General features: G+C 42.9%; 13 protein-coding genes. 4 read left to right on the top strand and 9 right to left on the bottom strand.

Features of this window, described 5'->3' with window-relative positions:
• Positions 1 to 39: 39 nt before the first annotated feature.
• The 9 genes from FQ608_RS22070 to FQ608_RS22025 form a co-directional block, all read right to left on the bottom strand.
• Entirely contained in the window at positions 40 to 1857 is a 1818-nt protein-coding gene (locus FQ608_RS22070) for a family 16 glycoside hydrolase (RefSeq protein ID WP_158860665.1), read from the bottom strand.
• Positions 1858 to 1994: 137 nt separating this feature from the next.
• Positions 1995 to 2192, bottom strand: a complete 198-nt coding sequence (locus tag FQ608_RS22065; RefSeq protein ID WP_158860664.1) for a sulfatase-like hydrolase/transferase — start codon at positions 2190 to 2192, stop codon at positions 1995 to 1997.
• Entirely contained in the window at positions 2182 to 3759 is a 1578-nt protein-coding gene (locus FQ608_RS22060; protein ID WP_234364331.1) for a sulfatase family protein, read from the bottom strand. The genes FQ608_RS22065 and FQ608_RS22060 overlap by 11 nt, the downstream gene beginning before the upstream one ends.
• A gap of 164 nt (positions 3760 to 3923) precedes the next feature.
• Positions 3924 to 4169, bottom strand: coding sequence for a hypothetical protein (locus FQ608_RS22055; protein WP_158860663.1), 246 nt, complete (start codon positions 4167 to 4169; stop codon positions 3924 to 3926).
• Positions 4170 to 5319: 1150 nt separating this feature from the next.
• Complete coding sequence (locus FQ608_RS22045; RefSeq protein ID WP_158860662.1) at positions 5320 to 5922, bottom strand: hypothetical protein; 603 nt, start codon at positions 5920 to 5922, stop codon at positions 5320 to 5322.
• Positions 5923 to 6430: 508 nt separating this feature from the next.
• Entirely contained in the window at positions 6431 to 6634 is a 204-nt protein-coding gene (locus FQ608_RS22040; RefSeq protein WP_234364342.1) for a hypothetical protein, read from the bottom strand.
• Positions 6635 to 6727: 93 nt separating this feature from the next.
• Entirely contained in the window at positions 6728 to 8983 is a 2256-nt protein-coding gene (locus FQ608_RS22035; protein ID WP_158860661.1) for a TonB-dependent receptor domain-containing protein, read from the bottom strand.
• Positions 8984 to 9090: 107 nt separating this feature from the next.
• Positions 9091 to 9468: a hypothetical protein gene (locus FQ608_RS22030; protein ID WP_158860660.1), complete on the bottom strand. Its 378-nt coding sequence runs from the start codon at positions 9466 to 9468 to the stop codon at positions 9091 to 9093.
• 348 nt (positions 9469 to 9816) lie between these two features.
• Positions 9817 to 11448: a Ppx/GppA phosphatase family protein gene (locus FQ608_RS22025; protein WP_234364330.1), complete on the bottom strand. Its 1632-nt coding sequence runs from the start codon at positions 11446 to 11448 to the stop codon at positions 9817 to 9819.
• A 246-nt stretch (positions 11449 to 11694) separates the two neighbouring features.
• On the opposite strand from FQ608_RS22025, the gene FQ608_RS22020 reads away from it, so the two are divergent.
• The 4 genes from FQ608_RS22020 (at position 11695) to FQ608_RS22005 (ending at position 18115) form a co-directional block, all read left to right on the top strand.
• Positions 11695 to 12276, top strand: a complete 582-nt coding sequence (locus FQ608_RS22020) for a TetR/AcrR family transcriptional regulator (protein ID WP_158860659.1) — start codon at positions 11695 to 11697, stop codon at positions 12274 to 12276.
• Between the two features lie 16 nt (positions 12277 to 12292).
• Positions 12293 to 13615, top strand: coding sequence for a TolC family protein (locus FQ608_RS22015; protein ID WP_158860658.1), 1323 nt, complete (start codon positions 12293 to 12295; stop codon positions 13613 to 13615).
• A gap of 320 nt (positions 13616 to 13935) precedes the next feature.
• Positions 13936 to 14985, top strand: a complete 1050-nt coding sequence (locus tag FQ608_RS22010) for an efflux RND transporter periplasmic adaptor subunit (RefSeq protein WP_158860657.1) — start codon at positions 13936 to 13938, stop codon at positions 14983 to 14985.
• A gap of 10 nt (positions 14986 to 14995) precedes the next feature.
• Entirely contained in the window at positions 14996 to 18115 is a 3120-nt protein-coding gene (locus FQ608_RS22005; RefSeq protein WP_158860656.1) for an efflux RND transporter permease subunit, read from the top strand.
• The last annotated feature ends 178 nt before the right edge of the window (positions 18116 to 18293 follow it).

The following is an 18293-nucleotide window of genomic DNA, read 5'->3' as shown; positions in this document are numbered from 1 at the left end:
AACTTATAATTTTCACTTTATTCTGCCCAGAAACAACATTTACCAAATTAGGCTGTATTTGATTTTAGAACTTCCGGAGTTGATGGGAATCAACAACTCCTTGCCACCAGCATTTTCCCTTAAAACAGTATTGTTCAAATAATCTTCGGCTACTTTAATATAGTATTGACCATTATTAATAATGTAAACCCCTGTTGATATCATTTCTATATTCTCTCCGGAGACGACTCTTACCCAGACATTGGATACATTATTCGGATTATCATAGCTAATGGTTCGACTTAAAAATATACCATTATCCTCAGGTTCAAGAGAATCTTCTATAGCAATATTCTCAATGACATATTTAAAAACTGGTCTTCGGTCAGGTCTTAAGAAATAGCCTAGGATTTGAAGCTGTTCGGTAGTTAAAGAATCTGGCCAAACACTGTCCGGGGATTCCAATATAGCTATGGATGGACCACCCGATAATTCAATAAGCCCTCCATTTGGGATCATAAGCTGCGACTCGCCACGCTGTCTCCACATGGGAGCGGTATTTAAAAAGCCTCCTTTCCAAATACTCAAAAGAGCGGCCTGTTGCAGATCAACAGTATAGTTAGTCTTAAGCGGTTCGCCAACACTCACAGTATGAGTTCTCTTTTTGCCACCATGCTGGAAAAAACCTCTTACTATCTCGGGCTCGGCGGAGGGCTCTACGAAAATGGGTTTCTGGGGAAGAGGTTCAACAAAAGAGCTTTTTTCATGCAATGGAGTCCTTCTAAGACCCGGTCCTTCCACAAACAAGCCGAGCTGGGGCCTTCTACCAGGCTGGTTATTTTTGTGATAAAGCAGTTTGAAGGGTATCGATCCATGCTCTAATGATAAACTCACCGTTCTGGAAAATTGGTTTTTGTCTTCCAATACCTCTTCTCCGTTGATATAAAGGGAGCTATTCCCCAAGGATACCAATGAAAACGTAATTTCACCGCCTTCAAAAATCTCCAAATTGCCGGAATACGCATATCCAAAATCGATGTTACCATGGCCCAAATCCCACGTTATCTTATCCAATTCTCCCGTTTGGCTGGGTTTCAATTCCACGAATTCCTTTCCAGATTCAAATTTTCCCTCGAAATATGAGAAATTCAAGTCTTTGATCTCCGGGCTTTTGCTGCCATACGTTTTGTATTTGAAATCCCTGACCGCCACCGGACCATGATCACCCTGAATCATGATGGGCCCTTGTGCACGCTCATCTTCAAACAAAGCAGACCGTGTGGGCCCAGTTACTTCCACATTTTCTTGGACTAGTATTCCATTATGGAAGACTTGGATGAATTTGGCATTTTTGACTTTCTCACCGTTTGCACCAAATCTTGGGGCTTCAAATATGATTTTAAAATGCTGCCACAAACCTGGGGCTTTGCTTACGTTCATACGTGGGGGGACGCCTTCAAACCCTAATTTGGCTGCTTCGTCATAGCGCTGATAAATCCCTCCCGCATCTGCGAAACTTGGATTTATTTTTCCCCAACTGTCAAAAATCTGCACCTCATACCGTCCCTGAAGATAAATCCCCGAGTTGGATCCTTTGGGAACCATATAATCGAATTCGACTTCTATATCCCCATGTTCAAATCCTGAAACCAGATGTTTGCTGTTTTTGGCTTGGGCAGCATTAACAAGTACTCCCGTACCGGGGGAAGTGGATAAAAAGTCATTACTCGACCAATCAGCATTTACCCCTCCAACAATCTTCCAATTTTTGGGGATTGGACCAAATTTTCTCCAATCTTCAAAATTCATTTCATGTTGGGCTGAAAGCTTACATGTAAAAACAAAGAATATAAGCAGAAGGAGACTTCTGATTTTCATATTAAACATCATATTTATTCTTTATTAAACTTTTACATTATTAACAATGATAAGTGTTTTTATTCATCCTTTATAAAGTATCCCTTAGCTTTACTTTCCGATATCAACCTATCCATATCGGCTTCCCGGTCAGGCTGTTATTCATAGTGGCCATGTTGTCTTCTCCAATGATAGGTTCCTGTGAGCAATGCATCTCGACTGGGGGAACATATCCCCGAAGAACTGTGCGCATCAGTAAACCGCAAAGCCTCTGAAGCTTGTTGGTCAAGATGCGGGGCAGGGATTTTTGAGTCTAAATTTTGGATGTTGAGATCACCGTATCCCTTAGTTTTCACCGATAAATTGCAGGTTTAACTCATTAGAATCACCATATTGGTATCGAAGTTCTTCCAATCTTTTATGTAACATTTCCTGTACTTGTGTATACTCCTGATTTCCATAAATACTGTTCATTTCATCCGGGTCTGTTTGAAGGTCGTACATTTCCCACTCATCCACGTCATGGTAAAAATGAATCAACTTGTATCTGTCCGTTCTGACTCCATAATGCCGCATTACATTGTGCGGCCCAGGGTACTCGTAATAATGGTAATACATGGCATCTCTCCAAGGAATGGATTGACCCGCCGCAAGTTTTCGCCAAGACTCTCCCTGCATGTCAGCAGGTTTGGAAATACCCGCATAATCCAAGATCGTTGGGGCATGATCAAGATTCAGCACCATTCCCTCAACCACAGTTCCAGGCTGGATTTCCTTCGGATATCTCGCTAGAAGCGGTGTACTAAGCGACTGCTCGTACATAAAACGTTTGTCATACCATCCATGCTCACCCAAAAAAAACCCTTGGTCAGATGTATAAATAACAATGGTATTTTCTAAAAGCCCTTGCTTCTCCAAGTAATCAAGCACCAAGCCTATACCATCATCCACAGATTTAATCACTTTCAAGTAATCCCGTAAATACCTGTGATACATGAACTTGGCTAACTCTTCACCTGTAGGGTTATTTTCCAAAAAGGCTCTATTTGGCGGACCATACACCGCATTCCAGGCATTCATTTGTTCTTCACTCATGCGGTTAAAGGGAGCCGGGAGTCGACTTTCCTCCCCAGTGTAGGGGTTCTTCTCAAACTTCATATCCCATCCCCAATACATGTCATTTACTATTTCCATCTCTTGCTCCCGGGCGGCAGTCCCTCTACCGCTATAGTCGTCAAAAAAATTATGTGGAAATGCAAACTCCTGATCCTCATAAAGTGCCATGTATTTTTCCTCCGGCATCCAATTACGGTGGGGAGCTTTGGTATGGTAGTTTATGGCAAAGGGCTTACTCCTGTCCCAATCTTTGTCAATCCAATCGATAACAAATTGGGGAATTAATGCTTCGCAATGTCCTTCAAATTTAACTTCTTCGGTTCCATTTTTTATGAATTCGGGGTTATAGTAATTCCCCTGACCAGGTAACGTCAGCGAATAATTGTAACCTTGTGGTTTTCCTCCAAGGTGGATTTTACCAATTAAGGCCGTTTCATAGCCGGAGGCCTGCAATATTTTGGGATAGTTTGCCTGATCCCAGTCAAATGGAGCCACGTTATCGATTTTTCCATTTATATGGCTGTATTTACCGGTAAGCAAGACAGCCCTGCTGGGGGCGCAAATTGAATTGGTGACAAAGCTGTTTTTGAACAGGGCACCTTCTTTAGCCAGCCTATCCATATTGGGAAAATAAACCTTGTCCAGCAAACCATGACCGTAGGCATGTAATGCCTGTTGCGTGTGGTCATCAGTCATAATATACAATATATTGGGCCGTTTAGCCTCTTCCTTTTCAGTACAGCTATTTATTAGGAGAAAAGCTATGAAAAATTGAAAAATGGTTTTTGTCAATTTTAGTTGCATCATGTCTACACGAATTGAGTTTTTGTCTTTAATGATTTTGGGCAATCTTACTATAGTTGGAAAGGATAAGGTCAACTATCCATAAATTTATTTACAAATTCATCCGAAATGGGGTCGCTGGGACGTTTCATCTGTTGTAGGATGAGTTTTTTCATTTCCTGGATCTTTTATTGATATTCCGGAAGATCAATTATAGTGACAAGTCCATCAGGATCCGCTTTAAAATCATAAAGCTCCTCGGGCACCCGATAAATATACATGTTTAGACGGTCTGAAACCAAACTTTCGGTATCCGCTGCCTCTTTCATGTCTGAAAAAAATCTCCCACTCGCTGCGTATCCCCTGATTTGATGCGTTCCATCACTCCAGAAATTGGCAATATAGCCGTAATCCTCGGCTTGGACGCTGCGCATGGAATAGTCTATGCCTGGTTGGAAGAATGAATTTTCATCGCCAACGCACCTTGGTTTTAACTTGAATGAATTAGAAAAGGTAAAACTACCTGTATGATTTGACTAATCATTCCACGAAATTAACCAAAGGGTATAGTATTTTACCCCATCAGGAAACCAAGTCCGCTTAAGCGGAAAAAACTTAATGTTTGGTGGGTAGACTTCTTGTTATAGTAAATGTCCGTCATTTTAGTTAAGTAAACCTTGTGCTTAGTTTTTTCAAGTTCGCATTACCGGATTTCGCTTACAATGAACATCTGGGCATATTCATCATACTTGTTTCTATTTTCACTTCCAACTTTGCCTTGTTCCAGTTCAATCAGGTCATCGAATGTTTTGACTTTGTATAATCCTTCATGGTCTTATTTCTTTAATTTATTTTATTCTCGATCTTCAAGGATTATATCTGCCATCTCAACTAAATCTTCCAATTTTAAATCTATATCAGCAAATTTTCTTGCTGATGGTAAAAATAAAATGAAATCGTTGTTGTCTTTAATTAATTTAGTTTCACGTTGAAGCTCAATAAATCTTTAGTCGCTTTCGAGTTCTTTGTATACCGCGATTTGAGCGATATAATTTTCCTTGTTCCAATGATCGTTATTTGCTGAAAACATTACAATCCAATGGTCAAAGTAGCTTTCGGGATATTTTTCTTCAATTGTCATTTTAATTTTTAGATTAGATTACTGGAAAGTTGATCGGAGGACGGCTTGCTTATAATTTGTTTTATATGCACGGTTTTTCCGCACAATATTACCGTATTTTGTTCGATTGGCACTGCGGTTATTCTTGTACTTTGCCACGAATGCACGAATGGGTAAATTATTCGTGCATTCGTGGCTAATCATATTTTCAGTTTTTTCAAGTTTGCATTTTTGATGGATATACAGGACTAAGCTTACCCCCCATTCAGGAGACGTAAATTAGCGAAAAAGTAACTCCAAACCTGCAGATGCATCACCGGAATATCCACCAAGTATCATTACGTGGCCACCACCCATTAAGAAAATCTTTTCCTAGGAATTCAACTAGTTTCATTTTTTTTTATTGCCACGAATGGGCGACTTGATGGAGATTATAAACAGATTATAAAATCCTTGTTAAATTTCTATTCATCTAAAGCAACAAAAACTATTCTTTCTTCTTCCTTCTCACCATAGAGGTACAGCTTGTTTTTTGCTATTTGGAAGTTCCTCGCAGTACGTAAGTCTTCTAAAAACCTAATCTCAAAACCCTGCACTGGAAAGGTAGTGGAGGCAGAACTAGGAATACTCCTTATGTCGCTTTCGGATATAACAAAGGTAATAAACTCCCCATCGGCTTGATAACAACCCTGGAAATGCGAACCAAAACTAATCGCTTCAAACGAGACAGTTTCATTACAATGACCGCCAACTTGGGAGAGATTTAATATGACTTTAAACAAATTGTCATAATCCTCCCCAGATAAGGCAAAATCAGCAATGCGAGCCAAGCAAGTAAGGTTATCCATTTTTCCCGTCTGAATGTCTTGAAAACCCGCAAACTCCCATTTTCCAGCAAGTTCATACTCACCTTCTTTTTCTGATAAGTCAAAATCACAAATGTTTCTTCTATTTTCTTCGATAGGAGGAGGAGTAGGAAGTGTGACTTCCTCAGGATAAGTTGAATCCTCAGCCGGAATGCAGGCCGAAAACGCAAATAGAAACAGTAAATATGAAATATTTTTCATCCTTCTGGTAGGTTACAATATAAGGCTAATTTTTCTATGACTCTATTGCATTTAATCTTTTCCTCACTTTAAATATACAACATATTTTATAACAATTCACATAATATTGTTGAGGCGCCAATCTGCTGAAAGAAAATCTTTTTCCTTAGACTTTTTACCATTTAACGTTTTTTGAAAATCGTTAGAGCAATTCTAAAAGGAGTTTAAAATTCCCACAGATACACGCTTCGTGGGAGGATTGCAAATCCTTTATATCTGTAGTCCGACATTACAAATGTCGAATAGCATGCCATGCCATGTGCTCCTCGTGATTTGCAATTGCGAGGACAGATATTGAACAAATTGAACCGAGATTTACTTTTCGGCCAACTCAATTAATTTGTTCACTATAGTTTTGGGTTGCAAATCCCGGTCAAACTATAATGGATAATCTGTTCTGCCCCTAACCGGCTAATTATTTTTCCAAGAGTGGTGATCTGCGATACCCCATAATGTCACCCTAGGTATTTTATCCTGATGTTTCAGAAATAGTTGGAAAAAATTCCAAATACCGGTCATCAAATTGTGTTTGGACATCAGATGGTAAACCTTCGGCATAGGGATTGATGCTTTGTTGATATTCAAAAGATACCGCCACGTCAGCGCACACGTTTCTTCTAGGAGAAGGACTGACAAATCCAATAAGGTGATCATCACAGTGGGTAGCATTCAATTTTTAATATTTGCTTAATCGAAACCACATCACTACTTTAAAAAAAGTAGTCGATTCAATATAAGTCAATTTAAAATTAAACGGATCGAATTGTCAGGGAAGCTTCATGCGTACCATTACAAAGAAATTCCTTCCGGGAGAAAACATTGGCCTTCTGTCCACTCCAATCGGTCTGTTTAGATGCTCGTAATAGGATTGGTTGAACAGATTCTGTGCACCTACTTTGATGGCCAGTTGATTCGTCAAATTATAAGACACATCCGTGTCCAGCAATGTAAATTCCGGTGTCGTCCTTTCTCCAAAACTCTCCGAAATTCTGTTTTGCCCGATGACATGTCTAAGACGGAGAGCGGTATGCAGCTTATTATCCAAATGATTACCGATCAAGGCATAGCGGATATCCATCGGAGCAATCTCCGGCAGTGCCTCGGAACGCGTTAGGTTCTGTCCAAACGTATAGGCCACAGCAAACTGTTGTTGTATCCCAGCTCCTATATATTGGTTTACGGAAAACTCAAAGCCTGCCTTTACTGCGCTTTCTGTATTGACAAACTGACGAACTCCGGGAGACGATGCTATCCGAGGTGTGAGATCCGTTTTCTCCGCGGTAATATAATCTGTCAGGTAGGCAACAAAGGGACTGAATTCAAACTGAATGCTTTCTTTTGTATAGCCAATGACCAGATCCAATTGATTATTGGTTTCAGCTTTCAAATCGGGGTTTCCCACCATCTCATACGGGTCAACTCCTACGGGAAAATAGTTAATAAAACGCTCCATAATGCTACCGCTTCTCTGCACCCTCGCCAACCATATTCCAAAATTAAAATGTTCCGCAACATCCCTTTTCAGCCCCAGCGATAGGCCAGGATTGAGTTGGGTTACCTTGCTGGCATTAGCAGCATTTTCGAACTCTGGCATCGTATCATCGGCCAAAGCATGGTTGACATCAAGTCGGGCGGCTGCGGAAAGCACATATTCTCCCATTGGATAGGAATAAGTTGCAAAAGTCCCCAACTTTTGAATCTGAGATTCCTGCCAAGCATTATCCAAAACCGTTCTGCCAGCCATCGGTCCCATCAGAAATTCCCGCTCCCTGATTCCCTGGGCAGCTTCGGAGCGGTAATCGGCACCGGCAAATAATTTCCCCCCACCGAGATTCCAGCTTCCCTCGGACCTTGCGCCATAGTTCTGGGTATTCGCTGGTGTACGCGCATTCATCATGCGGGGATTCAGTTCCCGAAGCAGATTGTCCATCAGGTGGTCAACAAGCGTGAAATATGCGGATGTATTCCAGCTTTGAAGGGTGCGGTTTTGGAAGGTCCGCGTATGTCTGACAGAGCCCATCCAAGTATCATCAGAACGTAGGTCCATCGCCAGTGTCGGAAAATCCACATCCCTGGCAAAATTTCTGTTGACAGTCACCTGCAACAAATCTGCTTTGCTAAGCCTGATATCGCCGTACATACCGAGTGTTCCCCGCATAAAATTGGCTGGAACGACATTCCCGTCTCCATCCGTGTAGTCTGATCCTTTTGACCAGGAACCCATGACGCCAACATCATGATTCGCTCCAGTAAATGCCACACTCCCTTCATTTCTAAAGATGTTTCCGTTACTTTCATACATTGTAGAAAACCTTCCATTGACCTGGGAGGAGGAAGAAAAGTTCGGGTCTTCCTGAATGTAATTGATTGTACCCCCAAGACCGATCCCATAGCGAAGCGCATGGGGGCCCTTGAGAATTTCTACCTGCTTGATCCGGTTTAGAGATACCTGCGAGGTGGGCGGATCCATGCGGTTGGGACAGGCCGCATTTGCCGTTTGCAGACCATCGATCACCACATTCAACTGATCATATTTAAACCCCCGCATTACAGGGTCAAAGGCGAAGGCTCCGCTTTTTCGGATGCCGTTAATTAAAGGATTGAGATTTAAAATCGCCCCTGCATCATGATGCAGCCTTTCTCGGTCAGAGATTAAGATTTTCTGGTCCTTTTCATCTGTCATTTTGAGAGAAATGACCGTGACAGGTTGTAAATTCAGCAACCACTCAGCCCTGAACAGCAACCCTTTTTCCAGTACTTTCTTTAATTCACTAGGATTAAGTGTCCATTTGCCATAGTTGATGTGACTCAAATGGATATTTTCGGTAGGTAAATATTGAATCTGAATTATTCCTATGTCGTCAGAAATTCCTGAAACCTGTCCATAGTGATAACTCAATCCGACTATAGGTTCACGCGTGCTCTGATCCAAAACTCTAAATTGTTGTGTGAAAGCGTCTGTATTGATCCCTATAAATAACAATATTACAAGGATTTTATAATTCGTTTGAATGGATTTCATGATTGAAAATTCTTTGGGTTAAGGACAGCATGCAGCCCCATTCAGTCAAACTGAAACCGGTCGGCATACATAAGGTAAGAAGCAAGGCGAGGCCTTAAAGTAAAAAATTATGCTAGCTGCGGCGGATGAAAAAAATCCAAGCTTATTTTAACAGCCCAAGAAGAGACAAGTTTTGAAGTAAATTTCACTTCTCCGATTACATGTCGAATTGGATAGATCTCATTTCTGTGAACAAGGGTATAATTTATCTGAAAATCTTCCAGATATACCTGTTCTTTTTCCTCCTGCTGCTCCTTGGCTTTGGCCAACATGCTGTCGAGTTTACAGCTTCCATTACATGCTAATTCTGGCTTTTCCTTGTTTTCACAATATGCTGCTGCGATATCTGCCCTATTGATCAAAAAATAGGAATGAATCACGGAATAATTCATCCCTGACAAAAGAATGACGAAAATTAGTGCAATATGGTAGATAGCTCTGAGCATTTGCAATGGAGTTGCTAATTTACGAAGAAATTAGCGATCTTGTGTGACTTTGTTTACAGAATCATTCAGGTTATTATTTCGTCAACTAATAGGCGTGACACGAGACCCCGAATTCCAAACTTTAATCATTAGGTAAATCCCATCAGGACAAACAGTCCCAAAATGTTCCAACCATTGAATAGCCCAAACATGACTCTCCAGTCTTGCTATTTGAATAAGCTGCTTACTATTCTACCCAATAGACTAAGTTGGAAAAGGGTCCAGCCGATCCATAAAATGGGATGATACAGTTGAAGATTCATTGATCAAGGCATATCGAAGTGTACATCAACCCTATCAGGCCATCGCTTAGCCTATTTCAAATTGAATTGGCTGTTGAATATATTTCTCCAGCACATCGGCAAAACGTTGTGCCTCCCAAAGTTCCAGCTCCATGCTCCCTTCTCCAAACAGCCGGATGATCAACTTTTCCCCTTGCGGGAGACAATAGACATTTTCCACCCACTGATTCTTTGTCTTGTCCAAGGCTACCGCAATACGCAGTATCCCTGCCAATCCTTTCACCATCTGTCGATCCCCTTTGACCAAGTTTCCAAACGACTTGTGTTTCTTTTTTGGGCCGGACTTGCGGTGGTATCTGGCCAAATGCCCCAAGACATTGATTTCCGAATTGTTAAAACCCCGAAGTCCGCTATTCAAGATGAGGTACTTGGAGTGTTTGTGGTAATCTTTGAAATTCACATAGGTGCCTACATCAAAAATCAAACTGGCCTGGTATAGGAGATCTCTCGCTGTTGCATCCATTCCGTGTAAGTCCTTGAGCTGATCGAATAGCTGCAACGCCAATCGAGCAACCTGCCTTTTCTGTTCCACATCAGTCTCGAATCGCTTGGCCAGCAGCAAGCTGCTTCGTTCCCGCAAATTCTTACCTGGCACCGAATCTTGGAGTTTTTGCCCATTCTTTTCGATATAATCGATAATCAGACCTTCCCGAAGCGAAGCGTCCGATAGGGTAAGTTCCTCTACTCCCGCCAAGTGAAGCAACTCCACTAGCAACAACCCTCCTAGGTGAATGGCATCCCCACGGCTTTCACTGATACCCGGCACCTCGCTGCGCTTTCCCGCATCCATGTCCAGTAAGCGATCGGTAATCTTCTCCAAATCCTTCAAACGGACAGCCTCTGCGTTTACCGATTGGATGATCTCCTTTCCGTTCAGGTACATGACAGCCTCTCCCAAGGCACGTATACTTCCAGAGGTACCGATGACCTTAGAAAACCCCACCGACCTGGCCTCTGCCATGATTTTTTGAGACGAATCCCTGATGTGACCTAATAGGTTTGTACGCTGGGATTTGGACAGTAGCCCTTGGGTACCCACCCGGTCAAGAAGTCTCAACACCCCTAATTTCATGGAGCTTTTAAACAGCACCTCCTCCTTATTACCTACCACAGCTTCCGTGCTTCCCCCACCGATGTCTATCACCAGTGCATTTTCCTTGCCCAAATCTATTGCCTTTCGCACGGCGAGAAAAATCAGCCGGGACTCTTCTTTGCCAGAGATCAACTGGGGAGAAAGTCCCACTTCCTGAATAAGACGGTCCAAAAATTCCCGGCCGTTCTTGGCCTCCCTGGTGGCAGAGGTGGCCGCTGTAATGATATCCTCCACCCCATATTCATCCGCTAGCTGTACGTAACGTTTGATGGTTTCCACACCTCTTTGAAACGCCTCCTCACTGAGCATCTTGTTTGCAAACACGCCCACCCCGAGCTTTACCATTTCCTTCTCCTGCACCAGCACTTCAAAGGTCTGTTTGGAGGTAACCTTCACGATGATCATATGAATGGAATTGGTACCGATGTCAATTGCTGCAAGATTCATAGGCAAATGGAAAAAGGGGTTTAAAATGGATGAATCATTAAGGTAAACTTTATTCTTATTATTTCCTGCATTCCCAGCGGGTAAATTTAGGAAAGGCATGGGCTGAATCAGGATTTTTTGGCACGGTTACCAAGGACCTCGTGTAACTCTGCTAGTTCGAAGATGTCACCGGCTTTTGCTTACTATAAAAAATATAATTTTCACGATCAAAGCATGATTTGTGTTTTCCAATCTTGCACTAAGTTTCAAAAACTCCACAAGTGAGAAAATGGTAAAAAATTCACTTTTCGATTTTGAAACCAAAAATAAATAATTATCTTTGTTAGTGAATACTAACTTACTAAAATGGAAATCTCTGAAAGACAATTGGAAATAATCAGCGCAGCTGGTAAAATCCTCACCGAATCAGGTTTAAGTGGACTTACCACTAAAAATCTTGCGAAGGAGATGGGGTTTTCGGAAGCTGCTATCTACCGGCATTTCAATAGTAAAGAAGATATTATACTTGCCCTGCTCCAGTACCTTCGTAACAATATGGACGATAGGCTGGAACAGATCTGTCTTCCAGATGCTGCTCCTGAAGTTAAATTTGCAGCTATCTTCCAAAGCCAATTTCAATTTTTCAAAGCTAATCCACATTTCGTGGTAGCTGTATTTTCCGATGGTTTGTTGGAGGAAAGTGAAAAAATCAATCAGGCCATCATGCAACTGATGCAGGTCAAAATGAAGTATTTGATGCCCCTGATTATGCAGGGGCAACAATCCGGCACATTTACTCAGGCTATTACTACAGAAGAACTAGTGCATATCGTCATGGGCTCCTTTCGCCTGCAAATGTATAAATGGAAAATCTCCAATTTCAAATTTGATATAGAAAGACAGGGACAGAATATGCTTCAGGCATTGTTGACCCTTATGAAACCTTAAAAAAATTTATCTAAAAATGTTAGTAAATATTCACATACCAAAATTAGCTCTGCTACTACTTCTATTTGTAAGTATTACCGGAAAGGCCCAGGTAAAACCATGGACCTTGCAGGAATGCCTTGATACGGCTATGGTGCAAAACAAAAATATCCAAATGGCCCGGAACCAGGGTGAAATCGCCCTGCTTAAAAATCGGGAAGCCAGGGCGCAGCTCCGCCCGAAGCTCTTTCTTCAGGGGGATTACCGATATTTTACCGAACTCCCTTTCCAATTGATGCCACAATCCGCATTCGGTGGGCCTGAAGGTATTTTTAGGGAAATCCAATTTGGTGTGCCTCATAACATCAGTGCCAACCTGACCTTCAAAATGCCGCTCTATGACGCACAGGTGATGGGCGGCATTAAAGCTTCCGAAACCTACCAGGAACTGACCTTATTGCAGGAAGGTAAAACCAAAGAGCAGGTTTACCTGGAAGTTTCCAACCTGTATTATAATGCCCAGATTTTGAAAAATAAGCTGGCATTTATAAAGGAAAATCTATCCAATAGCCAAAGACTGGAGAAAAATACTCGTCTGCTTTACGAACAGACCATTGCGCAGCGCACAGACTGGGACAAGGTGCTCCTCCAAATCCAACAACTCGAAAGTGCAGCCCTTCAAGTCGAAAATCAGTACGAGACAGTCCTGAAGGCACTCAAATTTGTCATGGGATTGCCTCTAAGTACCGAAATGGAAATTCCTCTAGCCATTGAAATAAATGAATCAGAGGTTTGGAATACGCAAAAAATGCTGGATGAATTGATACAGGAGAAGAAACAACAGATCAACCAACAGGAACTGACCACCATTAGGAACAGCAGAATCCCAAGCCTTGCCCTTTATGGAAATTATGGTCGAACCGGATTTGGTTTTACAGGTGAACCGGAATCGTTCCTGAATTTTTATCCCGTGAGTTTTGTAGGCCTCCAGCTGAACCTGCCGCTATTTAACGGCACAGTTACCCATAAGAAATTCAGCCAGAAAAAAGTAGAACTTCAGAACAATCAACTACAGCGGGAACTGATCGTCCAACAGACGGACATGTTGCACCAAAATGCGCTGCTGCAGAGTCATGTGGCCAAAAACCAATTGCAGACCAGCCAGCAACAGATCCAATTGGCAGAGTCAGTTTACCAAAGAATCCTAATCCAACAGCAAGAAGGATTGGCCAGTCTCACCGAGGTCTTATTGGCCGATAATGCCCTGAGAGATGCCCAGCAACTCTACCTCAATGCGATGGTAGAATACCTCAAAGCAACTCTTGACATCAAAAAAACCAGTGGAAACCTCTTGAATTGATATTAAAATGAAATCGAGCATAACGAAAACATCAACTATTGAGCTGATTACGAAACATGCGAGATTCCATAGCTTGCCCCGACTCATCGGGGTGACCTCTAAAATACAATTATACACACATGAAATCGAGCATGACGAGATCGTCACACAGTGGGATGATTATAATTGCGAGATTCCATCTGACCATTGAAAAAAGAATTATAAACACATGAAATCTAGCATGACGTAGCCGTCACACACTGGGATGACTATCAACCATGCGAGATTCCATAGCTTGCCCCGACTCATCGGGGTGACCGCTGAAAAACAATTATAGAAACATGAAAAAGATCCTATATATCCTGATCCCTTTGGCTCTTGTGGGCCTGATGGTAGCCAAACTGATTACCAACAAGCAAATCGCAGAAGAGCGCGTTTACCTCTATGACCGGGAACAGCCTGTCCAAGTTACCGCGCTACAGGTCTCTCAAACCAAAATTCAGCCTGAATACAGCTTCACGGGAACCTTTGAACCGAATAGAGAAAGTAAACTCAGTGCAGAAATCCAAGGCAAAGTCAACCGTGTCTTGGTAGAATCAGGTACTACTGTCAGAAGGGGCCAAGTCCTTGTTCAGCTCGACGACTCCCTGCTACAATGGCAGCTCAAAGCAGCCGAAGTTCAGGTAAAAGGATTGGAAGCCGATCTCAAACGCTTCCGAATCTTGGTGGAAAATGATGCCATTCAGGGCATTCAACTGGAAAAAACCGAGTTGGCGCTGGAAACGGCCAACGTTCAGGTCAGTACACTAAAGGAACAAATCAGCAAAAGCCAAACCCGTGCTCCATTCGACGGCGTTGTGACAGCCAAGCTTACGGAGGAAGGGGATTTTGCGGCTCCCGGAAAGCCACTATTGCAGCTAACCGATATTTCTCAGGTGAAACTGGGCATTCAGGTACCGGAACAGGATCTCAAACTATTCGAATTGGGCAAAACCTATCCGGTCAGCATCCCTTCTATTCCGATAGAAACTTCCGGTAAGGTCCATATGATCGGAAGCCGTGGCAATGCCGCCAATAGTTTCCCGGTCGAAATCATTGTTCCCAACCTTCCCAAACAGGAAATCAAAGCGGGCATGTACGGACACTTGACCTTAGCAACCGATACTGACATTACCGGCATATTGATCCCTTCAGCGGCAATTGTTGGCTCGGACTTGGAGCCACAGGTGTATGTAGTCAAAGATGGCAAAGCCCACATCCAAGGGATTCAAATTGAAAAAAGAACCCAGGGGCAGGTACTTGTCCGCTCAGGTATACAAGAAAAAGATATCATCATCATTGGAGGCCTGATCAATGTATTTGAAGGTGCTTCTGTCATCACCAATCTTTAATCCGAGAGTCATGAACATTACCTCCATAGCAATCAATAGGCCTTCGCTGATCATTGTACTATTCAGTGTTTTTATACTGCTTGGCTATATCGGATTCACCAACTTGTCCTACGAGTTGATGCCGGACTTTAACCAGCCTGTAGTGGTGATCAAAACGGTTTATCCAGGTGCTGAACCCGAAGAAGTGGAAAGTTCCGTTTCCCAAAAAATCGAAGATGCACTTTCCAACTTGGAAGGGGTGGATTATCTGGTCACTAAATCCCTCCCCAACGCCTCAGTGGTTATTGCCAACATGAAATATGGTGTTGACTTGGATCAGGCAATGTTGGATGCACAGCGGTACATTGACAACATCCGGAAAGACCTACCCGATCAGGTTTTGTCCCCTGAAATGAGCAAAGTCTCTCCCAATGATCTACCCATCATGTCCATCACTGCTACCAGTAAGCTGAGCAGTACGGCTTTTTATCAAAACCTGATAGACGAATACCTACCGCAAATCCAACAGATCAAAGGAGTAGCTGAAATCACCGTTTTGGGAGGAGAACAGCGGGAAGTACAGGTCAAAGTAGATCAGGAAAAACTGCGTCAGTACAAAGTATCCCTCAGCCAAGTAGTAGATGCCATCAACCGTTCAGGTTTGGACATCCCGGCAGGTTTGGTCCAAACGGACAAAGAACAGAGTGCCGTTAGGCTGACTGGGAAATTTAGAACCCTGGACGACATCCAACAGGTACAGGTTGCCATGCCAATTCCTGGAAGCCCTGTTTATGTACGTGATTTGGCCATTGTAAAAGACGGCATCAAAGAGATTAGTTCTGTCAGCAGATACAACGGTCAGGAAGGCATCGGCCTAATGCTCAAAAAGCAGGGTGATGCTAACGCGGTAGACGTCTCTCGCGCTGTCCGGGATAAATTATCGCAACTCGAAAATCTACATGCTGCTGACGGAGTAAATTTCATTATCGCCGATGACAGCACAGACAATACCATCGCCGCGGTCAACTCAGTGGTTTTTGACCTGATCTTGGCGGTTATTCTTGTTTCTCTAGTGATGTTACTGTTTTTGAGAAGTTTTAGAAACTCACTTATCGTCTTGGTTGCTATTCCAACTTCTTTGGTCACAGCATTTGCCGTGATGTGGATCCTAGGATATACCCTCAACTTGATGACCTTGCTGGCCATGTCTTTGATCATCGGTATATTGGTGGATGACGCTACGGTGGTCTTGGAAAATATTCAAAGACACCTTGATATGGGCAAGGAAAAGCGGGGAGCTGCCATGGAAGGACGTATGGAAATCGGATTCTCAGCGATCTCCATCACGTTGGTGGATGTGGTGGTTTTCCTCCCCATTCTTTTCCTTCAAGTCTTTGTTGCGGATATGTTAAAGCAATTTTCCGTGGTCGTCATCACCTCTACCCTTACCAGCTTGTTGGTGGGCTTTACGCTTACTCCTTGGATGGCATCCCGGATCGGTAAATCCGAAGACATGCAACCTACCAATCCTTTCAACCGGTTTTTGATCTGGTTTGAGCATCAATTGGATCGTTTTATTTCTTGGTATGGGAGGCAGTTGACTTGGGTGCTGGATCATAAATTGGCATTCGCAGGAATAATTCTTGGCCTTTTTGCCATCACAGGCATCATCATGAAGCAAGGAATCATCGGTAAAGAGCTGATTTCCACGGGAGATCAGGGGAAATTCAGGATGTATCTGGAATATGACAAATCCACCAGCCTCAAAGAAAACAATATTCGTACGCTGGAAGTAGAACAATTTCTTCTTCAGCAACCAGAGGTGGCTACGGTGTTCAGCAATGTAGGTGGACCTTCTACCGGCATAGGAAGCTTAGGAGTAGGATCCCCCTACAAGTCTGAGTTGACCGTACAGCTCAAAGATGCCAGGGAAAGAGGTGAAATCCCTACGGTAACATATATGAAAATTGTACGGGAAGAACTCAAAAAAGAGTTTCCCGGAGCCAGCTATGCCATGTCCGCCTTGGGCTTGGTTCCTAGATCTGCTCCAATCGAACTGACCTTGAGTGGTCCTGACCAAGAAAGGGTGATGGCTGAAGCCAAAAAATTAAAGACTACTATAGAAAATATTCCTGGGGCAGATCACGTCAAATTATCAGTGGAAGAAGGTAGCCCTGAATTTCAGATCATTCCCGACCAGAACAGGCTACAACGGTTAGGACTCAACAACGCCTATGTTGGCTTGAATGTGAGAAATGCCTTAAGCGGCAACGACGATGCCACCCTGACCCAAGAGGGAACCGAATACCCGATCCGTATCCAACTGGATAATTTCAACAGACAAAATTTTGAAGATGTGACGCGATTGCTCTTGGTCAATCCATTGGGGATGCCTATTGCACTCGCCCAGGTTGCGGAAATTGTACAGGATAAATCCCCTTCCCTATTGGAACGAAAAGACAGACAGCCTGCGGTGACCATTACGGCGGATGCGTTGGGAAGGCCTTCCGGAACAGTGGCTGATGAAGTTGTAGCCTATTTCAAAGAAAACCCGCTTCCCGGAGATATCAGCTATGTCTGGGGATCGGATATCAAACGGCAAAACGACAGTTTTGGCGCTTTGGGTTCGGTATTGTTGATTTCATTTTTATTGATCTACCTGATCATGGTCGCTCTATATGACAGCTTTGTCTACCCCCTTGTAGTCTTGTTTTCCATTCCAGTGGCCGTTATTGGAGCCTTCTTGGCCCTCAACCTTTCCATGAACAACCTCAGTTTATTTGCGCTACTGGGGCTGATTATGCTGATGGGACTGGTAACCAAAAACGCCATCTTGATTGTGGATTTCACCAACCAGCTTAGGGAAAAAGGACATTCCGTTAGAGACGCACTTTTGGAAGCAGGAAAAGGCAGAATGCGGCCGATCCTGATGACTACCTTGTCTATGGTATTCGGAATGCTTCCCATAGCCTTGGCAGCAGGTACGGCCTCTGAATGGAAAAACGGCTTAGCATGGGTGATTATCGGTGGGCTCCTTTCTTCCCTGGTACTAACGGTATATTTGGTACCCATTGTGTATGAAGCTATTGAGAAACTCAGGCAGCGAGTACAGCGAAAGCCAATCTCAAAAAAACAGGAATCATACCACTAGACAATAGCGTATTAAGTGTTACTTTTTGAGAACCTATTGAAGGTTTTTAAGAGTAAGATATTTTATTTATCATTATTTATAATTTTATATTATCCGCCACTTTACTCGTAGTATCCATATTACAGAGAGTGGTGGATAATCTTGCTTCTTTAATTCGCTTCCCAAAGTTTGAGTTTTT

The organism is Lunatibacter salilacus (genome assembly GCF_009797935.1).
GTDB lineage: Bacteria > Bacteroidota > Bacteroidia > Cytophagales > Cyclobacteriaceae > Lunatibacter > Lunatibacter salilacus.
The sequence above is the reverse complement of the archived record's forward strand: the minus strand, read 5'-3'. Positions and strand labels throughout refer to the sequence as shown.